Here is a 23806-nt window from a genome sequence, read left to right as displayed (position 1 = left end):
GCTAAAGCATAAGAAGTTCAATAAAACCATTTAACGGGTAGTATGGTAATGGTTTTATTCATTAAAGTTACATGTGTAACTAAGATGATAAGAGCTTTGGAGATAAGTGCTATAATCAATAACCCCAGCCATTTAATATTCAATTTAAGAGGTATAAAGAAGGTCAATTAGTAGTTTTGTCTACCTCCTTAAAACGCTGCATTAGCTACCGGAAGATCATCCGAAATTTTTTAAATGTAAAATGATCATGGACATAACACTCACTTTAGGGCTGATTTTAATAATAGGCTACTTATTAGGGAAAATAGCACGAACCGTAGGGCTGCCAAAAGTATCTGGGTATATCATAGCTGGCATCGTGCTCAACCCCAACCTTACTCATATTATAGACTCAGACTTCCCGGATATCACCGAGCCTGTCACCAATATTTGTCTGGCTTTTATTACTATGGAGGTAGGCAGTACGCTTTCATTTTCTAAGATTAAAAAGTCGGGCAAAGGCATCTTATCTATTACCATCTTTGAAGCATTTTTTGCGTTTCTTTTTGTATTAATTGGCTTTTTAGTAGTTACACCTCTTGCGGGTATAGATGGTTTAGAAGCTATGGTTATTCCATTTAGCCTGTTAGTAGCTAGCCTGGCGAGTCCCACAGATCCTTCATCTACACTGGCTGTGGCTCATGAATATAAAGCGAAAGGAGAAGTTTCTGACACCATTATGGGCGTAGCCGCCTTTGATGATGCGGTAGGCATATTAATTTTTAGCTTATCCACAGGCATTGCTTTGATATTTGTTGATAGCAGCAATAGCCCGGATTTTGGAAGTATTTTATTAGAAATAGTCCGTTCTATTGGTGGAGCCATCATCATAGGAATCATTTCAGGGGCTCTTTTCAATTTATTTACCCGCTTTTTTAAAGTGGAAGGAGATCAGATATACATCATACTTATCCTCGGATTCCTAAGCATGTGTTTTGGACTTGCAGTATTATTTGGAGTAGAAGAACTCATGTCTACAATGGTTTTTGGAGCTATAATAGTGAACTATAATCCTAAGGAAAAACAGATTTTTGAAGTACTGCAGCGATATACTGAAGAGTTAATATTTATCATTTTCTTCACTGTCAGCGGCATGCACCTTGATTTTTCGGTTTTATCTTCAGCCATGCTTCTTATTCTAATATTTTTCATACTAAGAGCAGTAGGAAAATTCGCTGGCGTATGGCTAGGTGCTACTATTTCTAAAATGCCATTAAAAGTAAAGAAATATACTGCCGGAGGTCTCATACCACAAGGTGGTATTGTTATAGGCCTGGCTTTGCTCATGCAAAAAAATGAAAATTATCATGACATAGCGCCTCTGATTATAGGCACCATAATGGGTGCTACCATATTACATGAGCTCATCGGCCCCTTGTTAGCCAAGATAACATTAAAGAAAGCAGGAGAAATTAAAGACTAATACCAAAGAGCTTTATTTCCTTTTTTTACTCTTTTTCATTTTTCTTCCTCTCCAAATAAAGAAACCTGTAATTGGTGAAGAAGCAATAATAAGACAAGTGATAAAAGCCAGCACTTTTGTAGGCCAGCCTAAAATGCTTCCCGTATGAATTGGGTAAACCAGCCTTCTGATTTTTGTGCCAGTAGTAAGGTCTGCATAAGGAACTGTTTTAATAATATCCCCATTCCTGCCATCAAAATAAATGAAACTGCCTTGATTAGGAATTAAAGTTTCAATATTCACCTTCTGCACCATAATACTTTGGTTCGTTGCTGTATCTCCAAAAGTGAGCCTGACATCTCCTTCAAACGGGAAGCTTGCATGGACTTGCTGTACCATCTCATCGACAGAAAATTGACCAAAGCTTCCTGCGCTGGTATTATTATCAAGCCTTAATGATGGTTTTGGTTTACCATCAGTAGTATAATAGATGATTCCTTCATACCATTTATAAGACCAAACTAAACCAGTAAGAGCAATTATTAAAGCAAAGAGGGCCACATAAAAACCAGGTACCACGTGCAGGTCCCAGTTAAGCCTTTTAGACGATGCCGTCCATTTAATTTTGAGTCTTTGTTTAGCATTCCTCATTTTTTTAGGCACCCAAAGCACCAAACCAGAAATGATAATAATAACAAAGCATAAACAACAAACACCCGTAATAGCCTTACCTACTTTATCTGCTAATAAATACCGGTGCAGCTCCAATACCACTCTAAAAAACTGCTTATGAAGTAACCCATAAGTTTGAATCTTTCCTGTATAGCGATCAACAGCATACACATGCCGATCTCCCAGCTTATCAGCAGTTTGCACCAAGACACTTCTACTACTATCCGCCTCCAAATAAATCCTTTGAATCACCTGATCTTGAGCCTGATGCTGCACTTCCTCCATTATGCTATCAAGAGGATAAAAACTCCCTTTCGGAGAGGAGTTGCTGGTGTAAAGAGCAGGAGCCACTAAGGGCTCCAATTCTTCTTCAAAGACTAATATTGCTCCTGTAATAGCCACTACAAAAAGAGGCTGGCCTATTACTAAGCCCAGCCACAAATGTATTTGGCCAATGAGTTTCTTTGTTTTGCTCATTAAAAATTATAGGTGAAAGTAAGCAACCAGTTTCTAGGCGTTCCCGGGTATAAACGCAAATAATCATACCCTCCTACCCAATAAGTTTTGTCAGTAAAATTGTTGAGATTAAACTGTACCGTGCAATTATTTATTTTATAATATACAGCAGCATCATACACTGTATAACCTGGTACTTGCTGACTTGTATTTTGTTGCAAGTTACGCTCAGTCATAAAATTAGACCCTACACCAACTCCAAGATTTTTCAGAGCTCCTTTAGTGAAGTTATACCTTGTCCATAAGTTACCTTGATGATGCGGAGTATTCGGCTTTTGAATGTTAGTTTCATTTCCTTCTGCATCTTCAGTGATTTCCGCTTTATTATAGGCATACCCTGCATTAACACTCCAGTTAGGTAATATTTTACCCGTTAGGTCTACCTCTATTCCCCTTGAAACCTCCTCGCCTATGGGTTGCAGTAAATCTAAATTAGGCACAGGATATAGCGTGTTTTGCTGATCGATTCTATACACAGCCAATGTAGCAGATAAGTTATGGTTGAACCAATTGGTCTTGGCTCCAAACTCCACCATATGACTGGTTAAAGGATCAAACGGTCCTCCATTCATAGGATCCATGTTAGCTGCAGCTTGTGGTTCATAACCTTCTACATAAGTACCATATAAATTAATGTGATCTGTTAATTCATAAGTAAGGCCAAATCTTGGCAGCAATGCCTCCTGATGAACGTTATCTTCATCTGCCTGATCCATATTAAGCACATTGGTATAATTATCATAACGCAGACCAATCAGTGCTTTAAACTTTTTCCAGGTAAGCTGATCCTGCACATATACACCATGAACATAATATAAATTAGGGCCATAAGAGCGCACTCTGTTATAAATATATTTGGCCTCATCTTTCATCTGTTGTGAGTTCAAAGGATCAGATAAATCGAAATGAGCTACATTAGGCACTGGGTTTCCATTTGCATCTAGCATATAAGCTGCTTTATTTTCAAGAAAGGCCGCTTTACCTGCATCGCTATTATTGTTAATTTGAAGCACCGATGTACCGTCAGCAGAAAGGTAGCCATTGGCTTCTAACTGAGAAGCACCAGCAGGAATCTCTTCCTGCGCATAGTCATAACCCCAGGTAATATTATGCTTTATAGGTCCGGTGTTAGCCTTAGCCGTAAAATAGGTAGATAGATTATCTATAAATCTTTTCCTATTTCTTTTAAAAACCCTTAAAGCTACCTGATCTACAATATCATTTCCATCACCATCTACTGCATAATCATTTGCACTGCGGTGTTCCATTAAATCTTCAAAATACCCAGTACGAACATATGAGGCCGACCATGAGATATTAGATGAAAATTGATGGTTCATGGAAAGGGTCATAATATAGGACTCCTCATTTAGATAATCATTAGCCGCACTTAATGATAATGAGTTAGAAGTACTATACAAATCATCTTTAAAGGCAGATTGCCCTCTATCCAGCCTGCTTTTGGAGTTATTATAAATCAAATCAAAATTAAACTGCGTCTTCTCTGAAGGAATAAATGATATGGAAGGAGCAATAACAATGTTTTTGTCAAACTGAAGGTCACGGTAACTGTTTGCATCTTCGTAGCCCACATTTAATCTATAAAGAAGGGTTTTATTATCATTTAATGGGCCGGTAAAATCACCTAACACACGCATGTTTTTAAAACTTCCGGTGCTTACAGAAACTGAATTTCGCTGAACATCCAAAGGCTTTTTGGTTACTCTATTAATGACTCCACCAGGAGAAGCATTGCCAGAAATGGCTGATGCAGGCCCTTTCAACACTTCCACTCTTTCCAGGTAGTTCACTAAAGGCTGCTTCCAGAAACCTGTAGAAGTACGCATACCATTTAGCAGCTGCGTATTTTGACTACCATTGATTCTAAAACCTCTAATGATTATATCGTCATAAAAAGTATTTTGATTTACCCCGCTAAAATTTTTCACAATATCTCCTAACCTCATCACTCCCTGATCAGCAATGAGCTCTTTGGTAGCATAAGAAACCGCTTGAGGAAGGTCTTCCAGCGGAATTTCTGTTTTGGTACCCAAAAATGATCTGCTATTTTTATAAGAGCTTTCCTTTCTACCAATTATTTCCACATTCTGAAGCTCCGTAACGTCTTCTTCCAGTGTAACATCAAGTGTAACAGGTTCTCTACCTGAAAAATGAATTTGCTTAGATTGAGTTTTATAACCTACAGCACTAAAAATAACTTCATAGTCACCTGCAGGAATATATGGAATGGAGTAAGCTCCTTTATTATCGGAATAAGCCCCTTTATCGAGGTCTTTTATATAAATATTAACATAGTAAAGCGGTTGGCTATTCTGGTCTTTAATATTTCCAGTTAGCGCACTGCTTGTTTGAGCCCAGCCTGTATTAGTAACGGCTAAAAGCAATAAAAGGCACACAAATCGCATTATAAGTAAGTTTTATTTTAATAAAGCCACAAATCTATACTTATTTAGACTAATTACAAATAAAGTTATCGAAACCAATATAGCCTAACCTCTTGGCGCCAAACTCACGCACATTCATTATTGTATTATTTAATTACACTTCATTACTTAACCAATTTTTAATGCTTATTGGCTAATCATTTCTAATGACCTGCATGTAGTTACTAATGATGATTTTTAGCTCAAATAGGCCGTTTTACTACTTTTTCTCAGTTCTAAAGCCTTTGTTTACAGTCAAGAACGAGATATTATGACAAATTCAACATTACGACCAGAAGAACAATCACTACCAGTTCAACCAGTAACAGAACTGAATGCATATGGATACTATGTATTAGTAGATAATCTATATTACCCTGTATATCCTTACGACATACAAGTGGAATTTGGGTTTAACAAGTTAGGTAAACTGAGATATGTACCTGCTGATGCTGACCTTAGAGTAATAGTATACATGCCAGAATGGATGCCCGATCACACGGTATTTTTTGCTCAGGATTTAGATGTGGTAAACCATGACTTCACTAAAAAACTGGAACCATTAGCTAAGCCTGTAACTAAAGATATATTTGAAATTACACTACCTGCCTTGCATGAAGGTCAGCTACTCATTATCAGAGATTACAAAGGCCTTTACGGTGTAGGAGTAGGCAGTATTTCAGATGCTTTGGTAGAGCTTTTCAATACAACTGATGCACCCGCTGCGGCCGTATTAAGTGATATTAATCAAGCACTAAAATCGTTCCCTGAAAACTTACAATTACCAGCTTCTAAAAGCGTATGGGAATCAAAAGAAGTAGATGACAAGTCTAACAAGGTGTGGGATGATGTTTTAGAAAAGCTAGAGCAATATAACTCAAGAGATGACAGACCTGGCAAATTAGTTTTTGCTGATGATGTAGAGCACGAAATTGGCTACTACTTATCTCTAGGTGATAATTTACCTCACAAAGAAGAGGCTGACAAAATATTGGCTGAGATTGATGCTTTCAAAAATAAGAAAGAAGAAACTGCTCCGGCCGCCCTTCCTGATAAATCATTATTAGGTAAAAATATAACCGTGTATGAATCTAACAGCTTCACATTATGCTGGGTAGAAATAGGCGATGAGTATTTACTTCGCTTCCAAGGGCTGTCTAACGAATTTGACCAAAAAGTGCTTAGACATAAAAAGCAAATTCAAAACGAAGCTACAGGAGCTTTCATTCTTAGCACTACAGAAATAACAGCAAACAACTGGAACACATTTACTTATGAAAATGATGGTTGGGGAGGTTTAAAAACTATGGTTTACCCTCCATTGATCCAACAACAAGAATATGTGTATAAATTTAACGATACTTACTCAGATAGTCCTGAAGATTTATACAATGACTATTGCAAGCAACAGGAGGAAAAGTAGAATCCCGTTTTTAACTAAGAAAGCAGCCTTTCATTAATTTGACTGGCTGTTTTCTCCTCCATCTTGAACAGTATTATTTTTATATAGCTTTGCTGGATCCTGATTTAGCAACCTCACCAGTGTAAGATACAAATCAGGCATAGCCTTGGTAAAACCAATAGGCTGCTCGAAAAAATACTCTAGTGATACGGCAAAAAACTCATATTCATTAGTACCAGCATAGCTTCTCAAGAAATGAGGCTCTCCAGCTTTTAATTTAGGAAGTTCACGTGCCGTGATCTGTTCAAGTTCATAGAGCGCACGCCGATTAAGGAAATCATATTCCTCATTCCTTATTCTATTTTCGAAATGAATAGCGTGAGCCATTTCATGAATTCCTACATTAAAAGAGTCCCTCATATCTGCATAGCCATCTACAAAGGCTTTCCATGAAAGCACTATAACTCCCATTCTAGGGTTGACCTCCCCCACATGATACATACGGGTGATTCGGGAATAATAAGAATCCGGATAGATTAAGATACGATCAAAATAGGCCAAATATATAGGAGAAAGGCCAAATGTAAGCTGAACAGCCGAGGCTGAAATAAGCACTTTCATCTCGTCAGTAACCGCTTTAAATACTCTGGGCACAAAGGTTTTGCTGTACATGAAAGACTGTACTCTTTTTCTAAAGCGTGCCTTATCTGTTTCTGAAAGTAAATTATAATAGGCAGAATATTTTGAAAGAATAAGCTCATGCTTTGGCGCAAGCATCATCTTTCTTTTTATAAATTGCCTGCTGTGGTTATAGATATAGTCAAATATATCATGAGCCACAGAATAGATCCCATAAAAAATGCCCAGTAGTAATATTACTACTGGTGCAAATACGATTAAACTCAATTATTTTATTTTTTTGAGGAGACTAGTTAATGAAACCAAGTCCTCCACTCTAGCCTTTAGCTCAGCAATAGCTATTCTCTCCTGCTTGGCAGTATCTCTATCTCTTAAGGTTACGGTATTATCTTCTAAAGTTTGATGATCTACAGTAATACAGTAAGGTGTACCTACCGCATCTTGCCTTCTATACCTTCTTCCAATAGCATCTTTTTCGTCATACTGGCAGGTGAAGTCATACTTTAGCTCATCTATTATCTCTCTGGCTTTTTCAGGTAAACCATCTTTCTTAAGCAAAGGAAGTACCGCTACTTTAGAAGGAGCCAATGGAGCAGGTATTTTTAATACCACTCTTTCACTACCGTCTTCAAGCGTCTCTTCTGTATAAGCCGCAGAAAGTAAGGCCAGGAACATACGGTCAAGTCCTATAGAGGTTTCAATTACATAAGGAACATAGCTCTTATTTTCCTGAGGATCGAAGAACTGTAATTTTTTACCAGAATGTTCTTCATGCGCTTTCAAATCAAAGTCTGTACGGCTGTGGATACCTTCTAATTCTTTAAAGCCCATAGGGAAGTTAAACTCAATATCACAGGCAGCATTAGCATAGTGAGCTAAATTCAAATGATCATGGAAACGATAATAATCTTCACCAAGACCTAATGACTTGTGCCACTGAATTCTCTTTTCTTTCCAGTTTTCATACCAGCCCATTTCTTCTCCTGGCTTCACGAAGAACTGCATCTCCATCTGCTCAAACTCTCTCATTCTGAAGATGAACTGTCTGGCGATAATTTCATTTCTAAAAGCTTTACCGATTTGGGCAATACCAAAAGGTATTTTCATACGGCCAGTTTTCTGTACATTCAGGAAGTTTACAAAAATTCCTTGTGCCGTTTCTGGTCTTAAATATATTTTGTTAGCTCCTTCAGCCAAAGAACCTAACTCTGTAGCAAACATCAGGTTAAACTGGCGTACATCAGTCCAGTTTTTAGAGCCAGAAATAGGATCTGCTATACCTAATTCTTCTATTAAGTCTTTCAGCTGATTCAGCTCACCACTTTCCATTCCGGCTTTTAGCTTAGCATTGATTTCGTCTATCTGCTCATTATACTTCACCACTCTGGGGTTAGTAGAAACAAACTGATCTTTATCGAAATCATCACCAAAGCGCTTAGCTGCTTTAGTTACTTCTTTGTCTATTTTAGCTTCGATTTTAGCAATGTAATCTTCAATCAAAACATCGGCACGATACCTTTTTTTAGAATCCTTGTTATCAATCATAGGATCATTAAAAGCATCTACGTGGCCGGAAGCTTTCCAGGTGGTAGGGTGCATAAAAATAGAGGCATCCAAGCCTACAATATTTTCATTCATTTGCACCATGGCTTTCCACCAATAGCTTTTTATATTATTTTTTAGCTCTACACCGTTCTGACCATAGTCATAAGCAGCACCTAAGCCATCATATATTTCACTCGAAGGAAAAACAAACCCATACTCTTTGGCATGAGCTACTATTTTTTTCAAAAGGTTTTCATCTAGATTTGCCATGGGCGCAAAGATAATAAAATGATCTTTATGCTATAACTTATTGCATGTTACTAATGAGGTCTATAGACAATAGTGACATAAATTTGATCAATTAATAGAGAAAGTGTCCTTAAAAACTACTGTTTACCTACAGGTATAGATATAACAAAGCGGGTGCCTACTCCAAATTCAGATTCTACTGTAATGCTTCCTCCAAGTTTATCGGCCATCTCTTTGGCAATGTATAGTCCCAGGCCAGAGCCTTCAGAGCTTTCGGTAGCTCTAAAAAACATATCAAAGATTTGCTCCTTAAGCTCATCAGCTATACCTATGCCATTATCTCGTATTTCTAGCTGCAGCATATCATCTTTAACAGAGGCTCCAATAAAGACATTGGGGTCTTCTTGATCTACATTATGATATTTAATGGCATTAGTTAATATGTTATTCAATATTATCTTAAGCCTACTTTTATCTACAGAAAAAACAATTCCTAAATTCTGCTTCTCAATCCTTATCTTTTGAGACTGTTCGAAATACTGAATATTAATCAAAGCATCACTCACTAACTTATTAAGACTAACCTCCTCCTTTTCTAATGATAGTCGTGAATTTCTAGAATAATCAATAATATCTTTAATAAACTGATTAAGCGTATCAATCCGCTCTTTCATCATGTCAAGGCACTGTTGTTTTTCCTCTTCATTTTCAGTGAGTTCGAAAATACGGATAAGCCCCATAACAGAGCTCAGAGGTGCCTTTAAATCATGAGAAGTGCTATAGACAAACCTATCTAATTCCGCATTGGCCTTTTCAAGCATAGTGTTTTGCTCTTTTACTTTCTTTTCAGCCGCCTTTCTTCTAGAGATATCAACCACTGAGCCTACCATTCTAATTGGTTTTCCGTTTTCATCCCACTCAGCCTGCCCCGCATCCAGCACCCAAATATATTCTCCCGAAAGGTGTTTCATCCGCACCTCCACCCAAAAGGGTTCCCTTTTCTCTAAATGCATTGCCAAACTTTCTCTAAACCTACTCTGATCATCTGGGTGTACTAAATTTTGAACTAACCCACCAGGATCCATTTTCACAAGCCCATCTTGGGGCATTCCTAACAAATCCGTTAGCATAGGAGAGGTATATAATTCCCTTTTTTCCATGTCCCAATCCCAAATACCAGAGCTACTACCCATAATAGCCAGCTCAAAACGTCTTTTACTAATGGATAGCTCATCCATTAATACCTTCAGACATTTCTTACTATCAATTAAGCTCTCTTCTGACTTCTCATTTACTCTTATAAGAAAATATATAATCATCACTACGGTGGCTACCGTAAACAGAAAATTCAAAAAGAAAACGATTTTGTTATTATCAGGTAGATAAACCGGAGCTGGTATAAAATTGAAATGAAGATAAAAGGCCAGCACAAATAAAACCAGAGATAAGCCGGCAAAGCCATATCTTAAGTATTTATCCTTTCCTGAAAAAAGAGCAAAAGCAGCTATTATATTAATTAAAAAAAACTGATATGCTCCGGCTTCCATACGGCCCATCTCAAACATGAGATAACCGGTAACATTAGCGAAGGTAAGCAAAATAGTAGTGGCTATTTTATAGTAACCTAGCCGATTACATACTAAGCTAATAGAAGCTGCAATACCAAAATTAGCATAGACCCACCAAGGCAATAGTGCATCATTGTAATAATCAAAAATATAATAAAATACACTTACAGTGATCGCGATTATACTGAACCGACTAATTAAGATTACTCGCTTATATAATGACCAATCCGGGAAGTATGCATCCCTTCCCAACATCAATTTCCGAAGCCCAACATTTTCCATTATACACCAACTTAGACAATACTACTAAGTTAAATATAATGGCCCTCATTCAAAAGATAACAACATGATTAATAGAGCTTTATCGGTTAACTTGATTTTTAATCAAGAAATAATACCAGATTTTAAAGCTTCTTTGCTTTCTCCCAATACACATCCATTTCTTCGAGGCTCATCTCTGTAATGTTTTTACCATCTTTGGCCGATTCTGTTTCCAGATATTGAAAACGCTTGATGAATTTTTTGTTGGTTCTTTCTAATGCCTCTTCAGGGTTAATATTTACAAAGCGAGCATAATTGATTAATGAAAAAAGCAGATCTCCAAACTCTGCCTGGGCTTTGCTTTGGTCCACCTCTCCATCTTCCGGATTAAACTCAGCATGAAACTCCTGCATTTCCTCTTCTACTTTGTCCCACACTTGCTTAGGTTCTTCCCAATCAAAGCCTACGCCACGGGCTTTTTCCTGAATGCGCATAGCTTTTACTAAAGCAGGTAAAGACTTAGGCACACCGCCCAAAACTGATTTTTTCTTATTCCCTTTTTCCTGAAGCTTTATTTTCTCCCAGTTTTGTTTCACCGCCTTTTCATCTTCCGCATCTATATCTCCGTAAATATGCGGGTGCCTGCCTATAAGTTTTTCACAAACGCTATTAAGCACATCGGCCACATCAAACTCCTTTTTCTCTGAAGCTATTTTCGCGTAGAAAATATTGTGCAGCATCAGGTCTCCCAGTTCTTTCTTCACTTCTTCCAGGTCTCCTTCCAGAATAGCATCACTCAGCTCATATGTTTCTTCTATGGTAAGGTGGCGCAAAGATTCCAGGGTCTGCTTCATATCCCACGGGCAGTTCTCACGAAGCTCATCCATGATAGTAAGTAAACGGTCAAAAGCCTCGAGTTTGGCCTTTCTATTTGAATCTGGAGTCTTCTTAATTTCTTTCATATGATGCTTACTAAATAGGGGTTAAGAAACTTTAACCATTATGCTTACGTTTCTAAGGTGAATGGCTAAATTTGAGCAAAAATAGATAATCATGACCACTTTATTATTGGGAATCGGACTTATAGCCTTATTTTTCGGACTGATGTCTGTAAGGCTAATATTCATAAAAAACGGACAGTTTAAAGGTACATGTGCTTCTCAGAGCCCCTTTTTAAACAAAGAAGGTGCTACCTGCGGCTTTTGCGGCAAGAAAATGGGTGAAGGTGAAACTTGTGGAAACCCTGACTCTGAAGTAAATAAGGTAATGTCTAATTATTAACCTCTTTGCACTAAATAGTAGATATAACCAATATAAACTACTACAAAGAGTATACCCTCCCAGCGTACTATTTTAGCTCCTTTGCCCACAGCTACGGCAAAAAGGAGAAGTGCGCTGGCTACAATTATCATTACAATATCAGTATTGCTGGCCACATCAAAAGGTAATGGCCTAATAGCTGCACTTATACCTAAAATCCATAGTAGGTTGAAAATATTAGACCCTACCACGTTACCCACTGCTATATCAGTATTGTTTCTGTAGGCCGCCACGGCTGAAGTAAATAGCTCTGGCAATGAGGTGCCTATGGCAATTACCGTCAAGCCTATAAAGGTTTCGCTGAGCCCAAGTGCTTCAGCTATTTCTATGGCTCCTGCCACTACCCATTCTCCTCCAAAATATAAACCCAGGAGCCCCCCTAAAATATAAAGCGTTGTCTTTTTAACGCTCAAAATTCCCTCAGTATTCATCATTATATCTTGCTGACTCTGGTTAGAAAGGTGTACCACATAGATATAACCCATAAATAATGAAAAGAACACCAGTAAAATTATGCCATCTAACCGGCTAAGGCTTAATACCCTGCTTTCAGAAAAAAGTGCGGCATTAGCCAGGAAGCCTACAAGCAAAGTGGCTATCAAGGAAAAGGGAATTTCAGAAAAATAAATGTTTTTAGTAATAGGCAGAGACCTGATTATAGCACTCACCCCTAGAATAAGAAGGATATTAGCTATGTTACTACCAAAAATATTACCTATGGCTATTTCAGAGCTACCTCTAAAACTAGCCGATAAATTGACTAATAATTCGGGTAACGAAGTTCCAAAAGAAACTACCGTAAGCCCAATAATCATCTCTGATATATTAAAGCGCTTCGCTACGCTGGAAGCTCCAATCACCAAATAATCAGCTCCTTTTATGAGGATTACAAACCCTAATACAAACAGGACATAGGTGTACATATATGTAAAATTAATTTAGCCAACAGGCAATTTAGACGAAAAGAACAGTTAAAGTCACTGTATATAGGATATTTTTTTAAATTAATGTTTGTGCCGTTTAAACACATTAAGCCTTCAAAAATTCATAAATTTGCCGTAAGTAAAAAGAAAATATTACTGTGACGTTAATCAAATCAATTTCTGGAATACGAGGAACTATAGGAGGCAAAGCCGGACAAGGCCTTACTCCTTTGGATATAGTGAAATTTGCTGCTGCCTTTGGAACATGGGCACAAGCAAAAAGTGATAGCAAGAAGATAGTGATCGGTCGAGACGCCCGCATCTCTGGTGAAATGGTGAGCGGCTTGGTAGCCAACACTTTGATCAGCCTGGGGCTAGACGTGGTTGACCTTGGTCCATCTACCACCCCTACGGTGGAAATAGCAGTACCTGAAGAAAATGCCGCTGGTGGTATTATACTCACCGCCAGCCACAACCCTATTCAGTGGAATGCTCTGAAACTGCTTAATGCCACAGGAGAATTCATATCTGCCGAAGATGGCGCTGAGGTGCTGAGCATAGCCGAGAAAGATAAATATAACTTTGCTGAAGTATTAGAACTAGGCTCTTACCGTCAGGATGATACTTATTTCGACAAGCATATAGAAAAAATATTGGCCCTGCCGCTGGTAGATGCTGATGCCATAGCCTCTAAAAACTTTAGTGTAGCCATAGACTGTGTAAACTCTACAGGAGGTTTAATAGTACCTAAATTATTAGAAGCTTTAGGAGTAACTAATATTAAAAAATTCTACTGTGAGCCAAACGGTCATTTCCCTCACAACCCTGAGCCGCTGCCTGAGAACATCACTCATATATGTAACGAGGTAGAGAAAGGCCGTTTTGATTTAGGAATAGTAGTAGACCCTGATGTTGACAGACTGGCTCTCATACAAGAAGATGGTACACCTTTCGGTGAAGAATATACTTTAGTGGCCATTTCTGATTATATCTTGTCACAAACACCGGGCAATACAGTTTCTAACCTGTCCTCTACCATGGCACTAAGAAAAGTGACTGAGAAAAGAGGTGGTCAATACAGTGCTTCTGCCGTAGGTGAAGTGAATGTAGTTACTGAAATGAAAAACACCAATGCCATTATAGGTGGCGAAGGTAACGGCGGAATTATTTACCCTGAATTACATTATGGTAGAGATGCGCTGGTAGGTATTGCTTTATTCCTTACCTACATGGCTAAAACAGACTTACATGTATCACGCATAAGAGCGTCTTTCCCTAATTATCATATTTCTAAAAACAAAATAGAGTTAACTCCACACATTAACGTGGATGGCATTTTAGAGCAGATACAAAAGAAATATGCTAAAGAAAAGGTAAACACTATTGACGGTGTAAAAATTGAATTTGAAAATGAATGGGTTCATTTAAGAAAGTCTAATACTGAACCAATCATCAGAATTTACTCAGAGTCAGACTCAGAAGCGACGGCAGAATATCTGGCCAATAAAATTATTTCTGACATCAGAGACATTATTACTACCCAAGCATAATTACTGTAATGAATATTTATTTAGATAATGCAGCTACCACGCCAGTAGACCCGGATGTATTCGAAGCTATGAAACCTTACTTTTTGAGTGATTTTGGTAATCCCTCATCCACTCATGCACATGGCAGAAAAGTAAGGTCAGCCATTGAATTTGCGAGAAAGCAGGTAGCACAATTATTAAATGTAACTCCTGGTGAAATCTTTTTCACCTCTGGTGGCACAGAAGCAGATAATACGCTTATCTGCTCATGTATAGATACTTACGAGCTAACTCATGCCATCACTACCAAAATAGAGCATCATGCGGTATTGCATACCCTTGAGCACCTGGAAGAGCAAGGTAAAATAAAACTGAGCTACGTAGCGTTGGATGAAAAAGGCCATGTAGACCTTAAGGATCTTGAAAGATTACTTAAAGAAAATGAAAGATCATTGGTATCTATCATGCATGCTAATAATGAAGTGGGTAACCTGAACGATATAGATGAAATAGGAGTTTTATGCGCTCAGCATAAAGCTATATTCCATTCTGACACCGTACAGACAGTAGGCCATTACCAGCATAACCTGAGAAATCTTAATGTGCACTGTATTACGGCTGCCGCTCATAAATTTCACGGACCAAAGGGTATTGGTTTTATGTATATCAATAAAAACACCAAGATCAATCCTTTTATTTATGGTGGAGCCCAAGAGCGTAATATGCGCGGCGGAACGGAAAATGTACCCGGTATTATTGGCTTAGCCAAAGCACTTGAAATAGCCTATCAGGATATGGAAAGTCATCAAAACCATATTCAAGGCCTTAAAGACAGAATGATAGCCAAGCTTAAAAGCAGCATAGAAGGAGTATCATTCAATGGTGATTCTGATAATGCTGACAAAAGCCTTTATACCGTGCTTAACGTATCATTACCTCCGTCTCCAGACAATGACATGTTGTTATTTACCTTAGACATTAACGGTATCTCTGCCTCTGGCGGTAGTGCCTGCTCAAGTGGTGCTTCTACAGGCTCACATGTGCTGGGAGGCATCAATGCAGATCCGGAAAGAGGTGCTGTTAGGTTTTCTTTCAGCAAATACAATACAGCTGAAGAGATTGATTTTACGGTAGAGAAATTAGCCGAATTTTATAATAAAGTAGAAGCTTAAAAAATTAAAGCCATGCAGCATAATAAAATTTTATACACTTTTCTAATGCTGCTTGGCCTATTTTCCTCTGCCAGTGCCCAAAAGAAAATGGCCGTCACTATTGATGACCTAACCAATATGTCGGTAGGCAAAGATCCTGAGCTGATCAGGTATGTCAATACAGAGATAGTAAAGACTTGTGTCAAATATCAGGTGCCTGCCATTGGCTTTGTTAACGAAACTCATCTTTATAAAAACAATCAACTGGATTCTACCGGAGTAGAATTTTTGAAAATTTGGGTCGATAATAAACTGGAGCTAGGCAACCACACTTATAGCCACGCCGATTATAACAAGGTTACAGAAGAGCAGTTTTTTGAAGAAATAGAGAAAGGCCAGCTCATCACCAGTCAATTAATAAAGCCGGCAAAGGTTAAATATTTCAGACACCCCTTTTTACACAGAGGTAACACTGCCGAAAAAGTAAAAGCACTTGAAGATTACTTAAAAGATCATAATATGGTGGAGGCTCCGGTAACACTGGATAACTCAGAGTGGATATATGCTGCTGCCTATAAAAAAGCCTTTGACGCTGATGATGATGTAATGAAAGACAGCATAGCCAATAGCTATGTCAGCTATATGATCAGTAAGATCAGATATTATGAAAAGAGCAGCCATACTCTATTCGACCGTAATATTTCACAAATCCTGCTGGTGCATGACAACCTGCTAAATGCAGAACACCTGGACGAACTGCTGGAAGCCATACAAAAAGAAGGATACCAATTTGTATCATTAGAAGAGGCTCTGAAAGATCCTGCCTACAAGTCTGAAGATAATGTGGTAGCCGGATGGGGCATTAGCTGGTTACAGCGCTGGGCCATTACTCAGAAACAGCCCAAAAAATTTTATAAAGGAGAGCCCCTTTGTCCTGATTTCATTCAGGAGTATTCAGGCATCTCCGAATAATCTTAACCAAGCACTATTTCCTTAAGGCATTCCACCCAAAGCGGATGATCATTAAGGCTCTCTACCAGCTGTACTTTCTCACCCCCGTTTTCTTCAAAAATCTCCTGATACTCATCTCCTATTTCTATAATAGTTTCCAGACAATCAGCAGTAAAGGCCGGAGAAAAAACAAGCAGTTTCTTAGCGCCTTCTTTGGCCTTTGCTTCCACTACCTTATCAGAAAATGGCTCCAGCCAGTTTTTATCTAAGCGAGATTGAAAGCAAACAGTATAATCTTTCTCAGAAATACCCAGCCTTTCGGCCAAAATACGGGTAGTAGCAAAGCAAGTAGCTTTGTAGCAGTATTGATTTTCATCAGTTACTGTCTCTTCACAATCACGATCTTCGCAAAGGCCATTATCATATACCTTATCTACTTGGCGAACAGGAAGGCCATGATATGAAAACAGAATATGATCATAATCTTTAAGATTATATTTGCTCGCTCTGTCTATAATGGCATCTATAAATTTAGGGTGATCATAATACTGACTGATAAACCTCACTTCAGGAATAACCCACCATTTTCTGATCACATCCATCACCTCCTGAATAGCAGAACCTGTAGAAGCTGATGCATACTGAGGGAACATAGGTAGAACTACTATTTTTTTATAATTCTCCTTCTGCATTTCAGTCAGCACATCTGGTATTGACGGATTTTTATACCTCATGGCTAAGTGAACACCATATTCACTACCTAATTCCTGCTGTAGAAGCTCCATCACCTTATTACTATGAAAAATCAAAGGAGATCCATCCTCTGTCCATAATTGCTTATATATTTTGGCAGATTTTGGTGCTCTAAAAGGCACAATGATCAGGTTTACCAGCATTTTCCTGGCAAGCCAAGGGATATCAATTACCCTGGGATCATTCAAAAACTGCGACAAATATGATCTTACGTGAGATACTGACGGACTATCTGGGGTGCCCAGATTAACTAAAAGTACTCCTGTTTTACCTTTTACTGAATTCATAGCCATTTTTAAGAAAAAGCAAATGTAGTTAATAATAAACAAAAAGGCCTTTATATCTGCACCTGATAAATGATTTTAGAATGGAGTGGCTTTTTCTGGTTAGGAATCGCCTTTTAAAAATTGTTGAAGTGTAGACAGAGATGAGTTGACAGTTTCGATGAAGCCTTAAAAGAAATAAAAAATATTAATTATTTGCTATATTAGAAAGGGAGATGTGATAAGACTATATACAATTATATTTATAACTCACTACTACATTAAATGAAATATACTGAAGAGCAAAAAAACGGTTTTTTCGAAGCAGTAGAGTCGATGAAAAAATATCGAAGAGCTGATCTAATTGATGAAAAAGGCAGGAGTCTGTTGGAAAAACTCTACACAGATTTGTTACCCAATGAACTAATCCTAAAAAAAGCTCTTCTTAACAACACCACATTTTTTGTTGGAAGAAAGGGAACAGGGAAATCTACAATATTTTTGAGGCTGGAACAAGCATTAAGAAAGAAAGACAATTATTTGTCTTGTTATTTAGATGTTAAGACCATTTATGAAAAATCCCAAACTCAAAGCACGTCAATAGAGAATATCGACCAATTAATTCCTTCTGACTTGGTTCAGAGGTATCTAATAGAAAGAACTTTTATCCAGAATACACTTGTCGCCATTAAAGATGAGTTGGATAAAAAATATAGCTCTCTGGGTGATAAATTTGCTAAGATTTTCGTAACGACAAAGCCTGAAGCGGTCAAGGAACGACTTGATGAGCTGAGTGAAAAAATAAGTGATAATAAAATCTTAGAACAAATTGAAATCCCACTTCTGAAAAGGATTTCATCAAAACTCAAATCAAGCAGCGAAGATAAATCTGAAAAAGAAACCAAATTAGGCGGAGTTGAAATTAAAGGGGGGGTGAAAGCCGATGGTGTAGACGGAGGCATAAAGACCGATTCCGGTATCACATGGAAGAAAAGTCATGGGCAACTCGATGAATTTGAAAAGGAATTTTCAACCGTTCTACTACAAGTGTTTCAGATAAAGGAAGTCATCTCAGAGATAAAGAGTATTCTAAAAATCTTGAATATTGATCATCTTTTCATTTTGCTTGATGATTTCTCGGAGATCGATGATGCAGCAATTAGAAGATTCACAGATGTAGTTGTTGCGCCATTAAATAATTGGTCTGATGAATTCATTAAATTTAAAATAGCAGCATACCCAGGGCGAATCCACTATGGTAAAATCGATCCAGGAAAAATTGATACCGTTTATTTGGATTTTTACAATCTCTACTCGGAATTTGACCGTGATAAAATGGAGACTAATGCTACAGATTTCACTCGCAGACTTGTGGCAAGCCGGATTCAGCATTTCACCAATTTGACTCCAAGTGACTATTTTGATACAGACTTGCAGACTTTAGAAGAGTACTACTCGCTGCTGTTTAAAACATCAATGAACGTTCCAAGAATTCTAGGGTATGTCTTATCCTACTGCTACCAAGCCAAGACTGTTTATGATAAAAAAATCAATAGAACCGATATTGAATCAGCTAGTCAAAGATATTATGAAGACAAAGTTTTAACGTTTTTTGATACGGCAACATACTCTTTGTTAAGTATGAATGAAAAGGTTTCCATTTTGCAACTCCAAAACCTTTTAGATGAAATTTCAACAAGACTAAGTACCGTAAGAAAAAGAATACAAACCAAAGAACTTTCTGGCTCAACGTACATGCCAAATCAACCTTTTTCATCTCATTTTCATTTTAATTCGGAACTTGAAGAATTTCTGAAAACGCTGGAATTGAATTTTTTTATCACAAAGTACAATGATATGAGTGATAAGGATGGCGTACAATCCTCTGTATATGCTATAAATTATGGATTATCTAGACGTTTAAATATTCCTTGGGGAAAGCCTGATGGTAGTAAACATAGAAAGTATTTTATAGAAAGACCGTTCAATTTCAATAAACTGATAATTGAGTTCTTAAAGGAATCTAAAAAGATAAAATGTTCTAACCCTGAATGCGAAAAGGAATTCGGTATGGAGGATTTGAAATTTTTAGAATTTAATAATTTTAAATGTAATAGCTGTTCAAGCAAGGTTCTGGTTCTTTCTATATCCGATTCAATAAAAACAAAACTCGAATCAATCGATAGTAGTAAATTATTACCAACTCCTGAATTGAAAATACTTCAAGAATTACAAAAAGTGGATGACCCTTTATTTGCCAAAGAAATTGCAGGGGAAATAGATTATTCAGGACAATTAATTGGGTGGAGAGGCAGAAAGCTAGATAAAGATCATGGATATGTTTTACGAACCCGTGAAAAAGATGGAGCTCCATACCAATATCAACTTACGAATACTGGAAAAACCTATTTTAACGAGAAAGACATCTAGTCGAATAGGCAAAGGTGAATCTCACCATCAAGCGCGCGTAGCAAAGTAATACGTGTGCTAATAAGGAGAAATAGAGCAGACACTAACAAACCAAAAGAAATAAACAACCCTAGGCCAACATTTTTTAAGCATATACATGAAAGTATTTAATTGCTAAACGATGAAAAACATCACATGAAAAACACAGGTATAATTATTATATTTCTTTTATTAATGTTATCTACCCCTTCATTTTCTCAGAATAAATTGACCTTAAAGGATTCATTATTACTAAGATATAGTGAGAATGAATTAAGGTCAATGACTTCTAGGGAATTAGGAAATGCTGTAAGAGAGATGAGAGGTAAGCCCCCTGCTCCTTTGATTGTTTCTAGTTCAAAAAAATCACAAACAGATAACTATGGCTTTAATATAATTGGAGATATTAATAGTGATTCACTCGAGGTCTTGATTAATAGACGTGTATCAGACATATCTAAGCGGAATAGTGAATTTAATAGAATGGTTTTTCCTAATTCATATGTAGATATAATCAACAGGTTTGAGTATGGCTTTTATAAAAATTTAAGAACAAGAGAACTACGACATAATGATTATCATAAATTATATTATGATTTTGAAGGAGACGAGGCTTTTAAATTAATTGCATATACAAATAACAGTAGAAGAACCTATTTTTTTGATGAAAGGGATTCATTACAAAAGATAGTAGTTGAGACCGGACATAGTGTGAATGAAGGAAGAAAGTATTATTGGTCTATGCCAATGCAATATCAAAAAACGACTTTCTATTTATGGAATGGGCATCTTCAATATGTTGATCAATTAAAATTAGGGGAAGATGTTTTCGAATTTAGCAGATTAAATGACAATTGGCTATTTCGGTCGGACTATGCCAGTTGTTTCGGTCAAACTATGCCAGTGATTTCGGTGTATCTATGCCACTTTAAGAGTTTCGTAATTTTAGTAAATATTAATGTTTCAACATACCTTTTCTCAAAGATTCTCCTTTGAGATCTATTCTATGAGAAGAGTTAACGAGCCTGTCTAATATGGCATCAGCAATAGTGCCTTCACCAATAATATCATACCAGGCTGATACTGGTATTTGAGAGGAGATTATAGTTGAAGTTTTTCCATGACGATCATCGATAATATCCATAAGTACTTCTCTTGCAATATTGTCCATGCTTTGTAAACCAAAATCATCTAGTATTAAGAGTTGGGCAGAGGTAATTCTTTTAAGTTCTTTGATATAGGTGCCATCTACTTTGGCGAGTTTCATTTTGTTGAACAGGCGAGCTGTTACCTGATAGATGGTGCTATAGCCCATCAGACAAGCTTGTCTGCCTATGGCCTGACTCATAAAGCTTTTGCCTACTCCTGAAGCACCTGTAATAATGATGTTTTCACTTTGCTTGATGAACTGTAAGGAGGACAACCTGTTGAACATGTTTTTATCCAGATTCCTATTTTCAGAGAAGATTATTTCATCCATGTCTGCCTGCTGCTTGAAGGTGGCCTTTTTCATCAGCCGTGTAATCTTCTTATTCTGCCTGTCTTCCCATTCACTTTCAGTGAGTAAGGCCAGATATTCATCTGGGGTGCATTTTTGATAAGCATTGCTGCTGAGTTGTTGTCTGTGCAGTTCAGCCATCGCAGATAGCCTCATGGATTTTAGTTTTTCTATTGTTTGATTATTGTTCATAAAATTATTGTTTACTGGTAATGGTTAGCCCCTCTGATGTTTTTGTGAGAAGGGATATGTGATTGATGATTTTCTTGTTCTATTTCATGCTCGTCCATATTATTACTGAGTATATTTTTGAGCCTTTGATAGCTGTATGTGTCATGATGAACAGCCCTTAGGCAGGCTTTATCTACACGCTCATGGCCATAGTTTTTGGCCAGCATTAAAATGCCCATGGCTCTTTTGTAGTTAATCTCAGGATAGTCACCCTGCAGGAATAAACCTGTCATAAACAGCTTTACATTTACACCTATTTTACCTCCCTGATCAGAAAAATACTGGGGACTCCATTGGCTATAAGCACGGTGTGTACTGGAGAGGTGATTCTTATTAGTAATATAAGCACCCTTACTCATTACTCTATTATGCAGCGCAATGCGTTGGCTTTTGTAGTATACTTCAACATGTTTGGAGGTGTACTGTATCTGAGTTTGAGAGCCAATGTAGCGATAGGGAACGCTATAATAAGTCTTGTCAGCCGAGAAGTATACATATCCCATCTTCTGTACCTTGGCTCTGGCGTATTCTTTAACCTGATAAGTACTTTGGGGTAAGCTTTTTAGAAGGGATGATTCTACGGATTGGAACAGCTCTTTTCTGGAAGCTTCTTTTCTTTGAAAAAGCACATTATTATAGCCCTTAAGATGATGCTGGATCTCTTCATTAAGCGCTTCAATAGAGAAGAAAGTCATTTTACGCATAGGGTAATAAATGCGCTGATAGGCCAGCTGAACAGCATTTTCTACCAGTGCTTTATCTTGTGGGGCATAACTACGTGTAGGGTTTATGGCACACCCATAGTGATGAGCGAAGTCTTTGAAAGTTTTATTAATAACCGCCTCATACTTACTGGATCGGGTAACTGCCGATTTAAGGTTGTCTGACACGATGGCTACAGGTACTCCTCCAAAGAAGCGGAGTGCATTATTGAGGCATTGAATAAAGTCCTCCCTTTTTTGACTTTTACATGCTTCCACATAAGTATACTGACTAAAAGGAAGTGTGGCCACAAAAACTTCTACCTGGCTTACTTCTCCTGTAGATGGATCTACTACTTCTAATTTCTTACCTGCAAAATCAACATAAAGCTCTTTTCCTGCCTTGTGCTCTAACTTCATAGAACCTTTGGCCTGTTTGTACTTACGCTGATAATGGGTGGTAAACTGAGTGTAACTGTAACTATCCTGAGTTTGCTCAGCATACAACTGGTAGTGGTACTGAAGGGTAAAGCCAGGGTGATGACGCTGTGGGTGCATGGTCTCAAAAAAACGCATTAAAACCGCATAACGATCATTGTTTATGGTTGTCTTAGACGAAAATAGCTCTTCTAAAGCATCAGTATCCAACTGTAGCAATGCTTCCATGGGCTGATCGCTTGACTGAAGTGATCGCAAATAATGGTTAACAGTGTTTCTATTCACACCCAGGGTCAAAGCAATTTGCCGATTGCTCAGCCCTCTCAAATGAAGATTGATAATTTGTTTTAAGTCCATTATGTCAAGTTTATTCGCCATCCTTTTTTTGGGGCGATATTAACAATCAATGAACTCTTAAAGTGGCATAAATCGAACCGTAATAGGTATCAATTATTATAATATGGTGGCACAAATCGAACCGTAATCAAATAGATACACTGGCACGGTTTGAACCGAAATCACTGGCATATACCTAACCGAAATGGGTGGCATAATTCAAACCGTTGTATCCAACAATGATTCCACTCGAAAACTTGAATCAAAAAGATCATATTTTTATAAGAATAATTGTATTTCTTCATATGAAGCAAAATCAGAAATAAGCATGGATTCTGACAAATATGTTGATAATTTAAATTACTCCAAGGTATACTGTAGTAATGAATTGGCAGCTTACTTAAAGAATTATTTAATTGAATTTAAGGAGTATGAGCATAAAGTAAATGATTTTTTGAGCTCTCATGAAGGCTCCTATTTAAAACCATATTATATACCTATTGATAATGAATAGTATTTAGTAAATC

19 protein-coding genes are annotated in these 23806 nt (G+C 37.5%); 9 read left to right on the top strand and 10 right to left on the bottom strand.

Annotated elements, in window-relative coordinates; all coding sequences use genetic code 11:
• Positions 1 to 247 precede the first annotated feature (247 nt).
• Positions 248 to 1462, top strand: coding sequence for a cation:proton antiporter (locus LVD15_RS08895; RefSeq protein WP_233779942.1), 1215 nt, complete (start codon positions 248 to 250; stop codon positions 1460 to 1462).
• Between the two features lie 12 nt (positions 1463 to 1474).
• Here the strand turns inward: LVD15_RS08895 and LVD15_RS08890 are convergent, their stop codons facing one another.
• Positions 1475 to 2590: a PepSY-associated TM helix domain-containing protein gene (locus tag LVD15_RS08890; protein ID WP_233779941.1), complete on the bottom strand. Its 1116-nt coding sequence runs from the start codon at positions 2588 to 2590 to the stop codon at positions 1475 to 1477.
• Complete coding sequence (locus tag LVD15_RS08885) at positions 2590 to 5055, bottom strand: TonB-dependent receptor (RefSeq protein WP_233779940.1); 2466 nt, start codon at positions 5053 to 5055, stop codon at positions 2590 to 2592. Before LVD15_RS08885 ends, LVD15_RS08890 begins: the two co-directional genes overlap by 1 nt.
• Positions 5056 to 5344: 289 nt before the next feature.
• On the opposite strand from LVD15_RS08885, the gene LVD15_RS08880 reads away from it, so the two are divergent.
• Positions 5345 to 6496 (top strand): hypothetical protein, encoded by a 1152-nt coding sequence (locus tag LVD15_RS08880; protein WP_233779939.1) that lies wholly within the window; start codon positions 5345 to 5347, stop codon positions 6494 to 6496.
• 33 nt (positions 6497 to 6529) lie between these two features.
• Here LVD15_RS08880 and LVD15_RS08875 read toward each other — a convergent pair whose 3' ends face one another.
• From LVD15_RS08875 to mazG, 4 genes are all read right to left on the bottom strand, one after another.
• Positions 6530 to 7381: a zinc-dependent peptidase gene (locus tag LVD15_RS08875; protein ID WP_233779938.1), complete on the bottom strand. Its 852-nt coding sequence runs from the start codon at positions 7379 to 7381 to the stop codon at positions 6530 to 6532.
• Entirely contained in the window at positions 7382 to 8929 is a 1548-nt protein-coding gene (locus tag LVD15_RS08870; protein ID WP_233779937.1) for a glycine--tRNA ligase, read from the bottom strand.
• Between the two features lie 116 nt (positions 8930 to 9045).
• Positions 9046 to 10758: a sensor histidine kinase gene (locus LVD15_RS08865; RefSeq protein ID WP_233779936.1), complete on the bottom strand. Its 1713-nt coding sequence runs from the start codon at positions 10756 to 10758 to the stop codon at positions 9046 to 9048.
• 122 nt (positions 10759 to 10880) lie between these two features.
• A complete protein-coding gene (gene mazG / locus LVD15_RS08860; protein WP_233779935.1) occupies positions 10881 to 11699 on the bottom strand; it encodes a nucleoside triphosphate pyrophosphohydrolase in 819 nt (272 codons plus the stop codon).
• A 91-nt stretch (positions 11700 to 11790) separates the two neighbouring features.
• Here mazG and LVD15_RS08855 point away from each other — a divergent pair, with 91 nt between their 5' ends.
• Positions 11791 to 12018: a hypothetical protein gene (locus LVD15_RS08855; protein WP_233779934.1), complete on the top strand. Its 228-nt coding sequence runs from the start codon at positions 11791 to 11793 to the stop codon at positions 12016 to 12018.
• Here LVD15_RS08855 and LVD15_RS08850 read toward each other — a convergent pair.
• Positions 12015 to 12980: a calcium/sodium antiporter gene (locus LVD15_RS08850; RefSeq protein WP_233779933.1), complete on the bottom strand. Its 966-nt coding sequence runs from the start codon at positions 12978 to 12980 to the stop codon at positions 12015 to 12017. The two genes, LVD15_RS08855 and LVD15_RS08850, sit on opposite strands and share 4 nt — an antisense overlap.
• Positions 12981 to 13138: 158 nt before the next feature.
• Between LVD15_RS08850 and glmM the strand changes: the two genes are divergently transcribed.
• The 3 genes from glmM to LVD15_RS08835 are packed head-to-tail and all read left to right on the top strand — an operon-like array spanning position 13139 to position 16632.
• Complete coding sequence (gene glmM, locus LVD15_RS08845; RefSeq protein WP_233779932.1) at positions 13139 to 14530, top strand: phosphoglucosamine mutase; 1392 nt, start codon at positions 13139 to 13141, stop codon at positions 14528 to 14530.
• Between the two features lie 8 nt (positions 14531 to 14538).
• Positions 14539 to 15681: a cysteine desulfurase family protein gene (locus LVD15_RS08840; RefSeq protein ID WP_233779931.1), complete on the top strand. Its 1143-nt coding sequence runs from the start codon at positions 14539 to 14541 to the stop codon at positions 15679 to 15681.
• Between the two features lie 12 nt (positions 15682 to 15693).
• Complete coding sequence (locus LVD15_RS08835) at positions 15694 to 16632, top strand: polysaccharide deacetylase family protein (protein ID WP_233779930.1); 939 nt, start codon at positions 15694 to 15696, stop codon at positions 16630 to 16632.
• A gap of 2 nt (positions 16633 to 16634) precedes the next feature.
• Here LVD15_RS08835 and hemH read toward each other — a convergent pair whose 3' ends face one another.
• Positions 16635 to 17651, bottom strand: a complete 1017-nt coding sequence (hemH, locus tag LVD15_RS08830) for a ferrochelatase (protein WP_233779929.1) — start codon at positions 17649 to 17651, stop codon at positions 16635 to 16637.
• 261 nt (positions 17652 to 17912) lie between these two features.
• Between hemH and LVD15_RS08825 the strand changes: the two genes are divergently transcribed.
• Both LVD15_RS08825 and LVD15_RS08820 read left to right on the top strand, forming a co-directional pair.
• Positions 17913 to 20057: a hypothetical protein gene (locus LVD15_RS08825; protein ID WP_233779928.1), complete on the top strand. Its 2145-nt coding sequence runs from the start codon at positions 17913 to 17915 to the stop codon at positions 20055 to 20057.
• Positions 20058 to 20231: 174 nt separating this feature from the next.
• Positions 20232 to 21071 carry a hypothetical protein gene (locus LVD15_RS08820; RefSeq protein WP_233779927.1) on the top strand — a complete coding sequence of 280 codons (840 nt, stop codon included), beginning with the start codon at positions 20232 to 20234 and terminating at the stop codon, positions 21069 to 21071.
• Here the strand turns inward: LVD15_RS08820 and istB are convergent.
• Together istB and istA are read right to left on the bottom strand one after the other, a co-directional pair.
• Positions 21031 to 21765 carry an IS21-like element helper ATPase IstB gene (istB, locus tag LVD15_RS08815; RefSeq protein ID WP_233776529.1) on the bottom strand — a complete coding sequence of 245 codons (735 nt, stop codon included), beginning with the start codon at positions 21763 to 21765 and terminating at the stop codon, positions 21031 to 21033. The genes LVD15_RS08820 and istB overlap by 41 nt on opposite strands.
• An 11-nt stretch (positions 21766 to 21776) precedes the next feature.
• Positions 21777 to 23300, bottom strand: coding sequence for an IS21 family transposase (istA, locus tag LVD15_RS08810; RefSeq protein ID WP_233776528.1), 1524 nt, complete (start codon positions 23298 to 23300; stop codon positions 21777 to 21779).
• 184 nt (positions 23301 to 23484) lie between these two features.
• On the opposite strand from istA, the gene LVD15_RS08805 reads away from it, so the two are divergent.
• On the top strand, positions 23485 to 23793 hold the full coding sequence (locus LVD15_RS08805) for a hypothetical protein (RefSeq protein ID WP_233779926.1): 309 nt from the start codon (positions 23485 to 23487) through the stop codon (positions 23791 to 23793).
• Positions 23794 to 23806 lie beyond the last annotated feature (13 nt).

It is taken from the genome of Fulvivirga maritima (assembly GCF_021389955.1).
Lineage (GTDB): Bacteria > Bacteroidota > Bacteroidia > Cytophagales > Cyclobacteriaceae > Fulvivirga > Fulvivirga maritima.
This window is presented reverse-complemented; position numbering and strand designations above follow the sequence as displayed.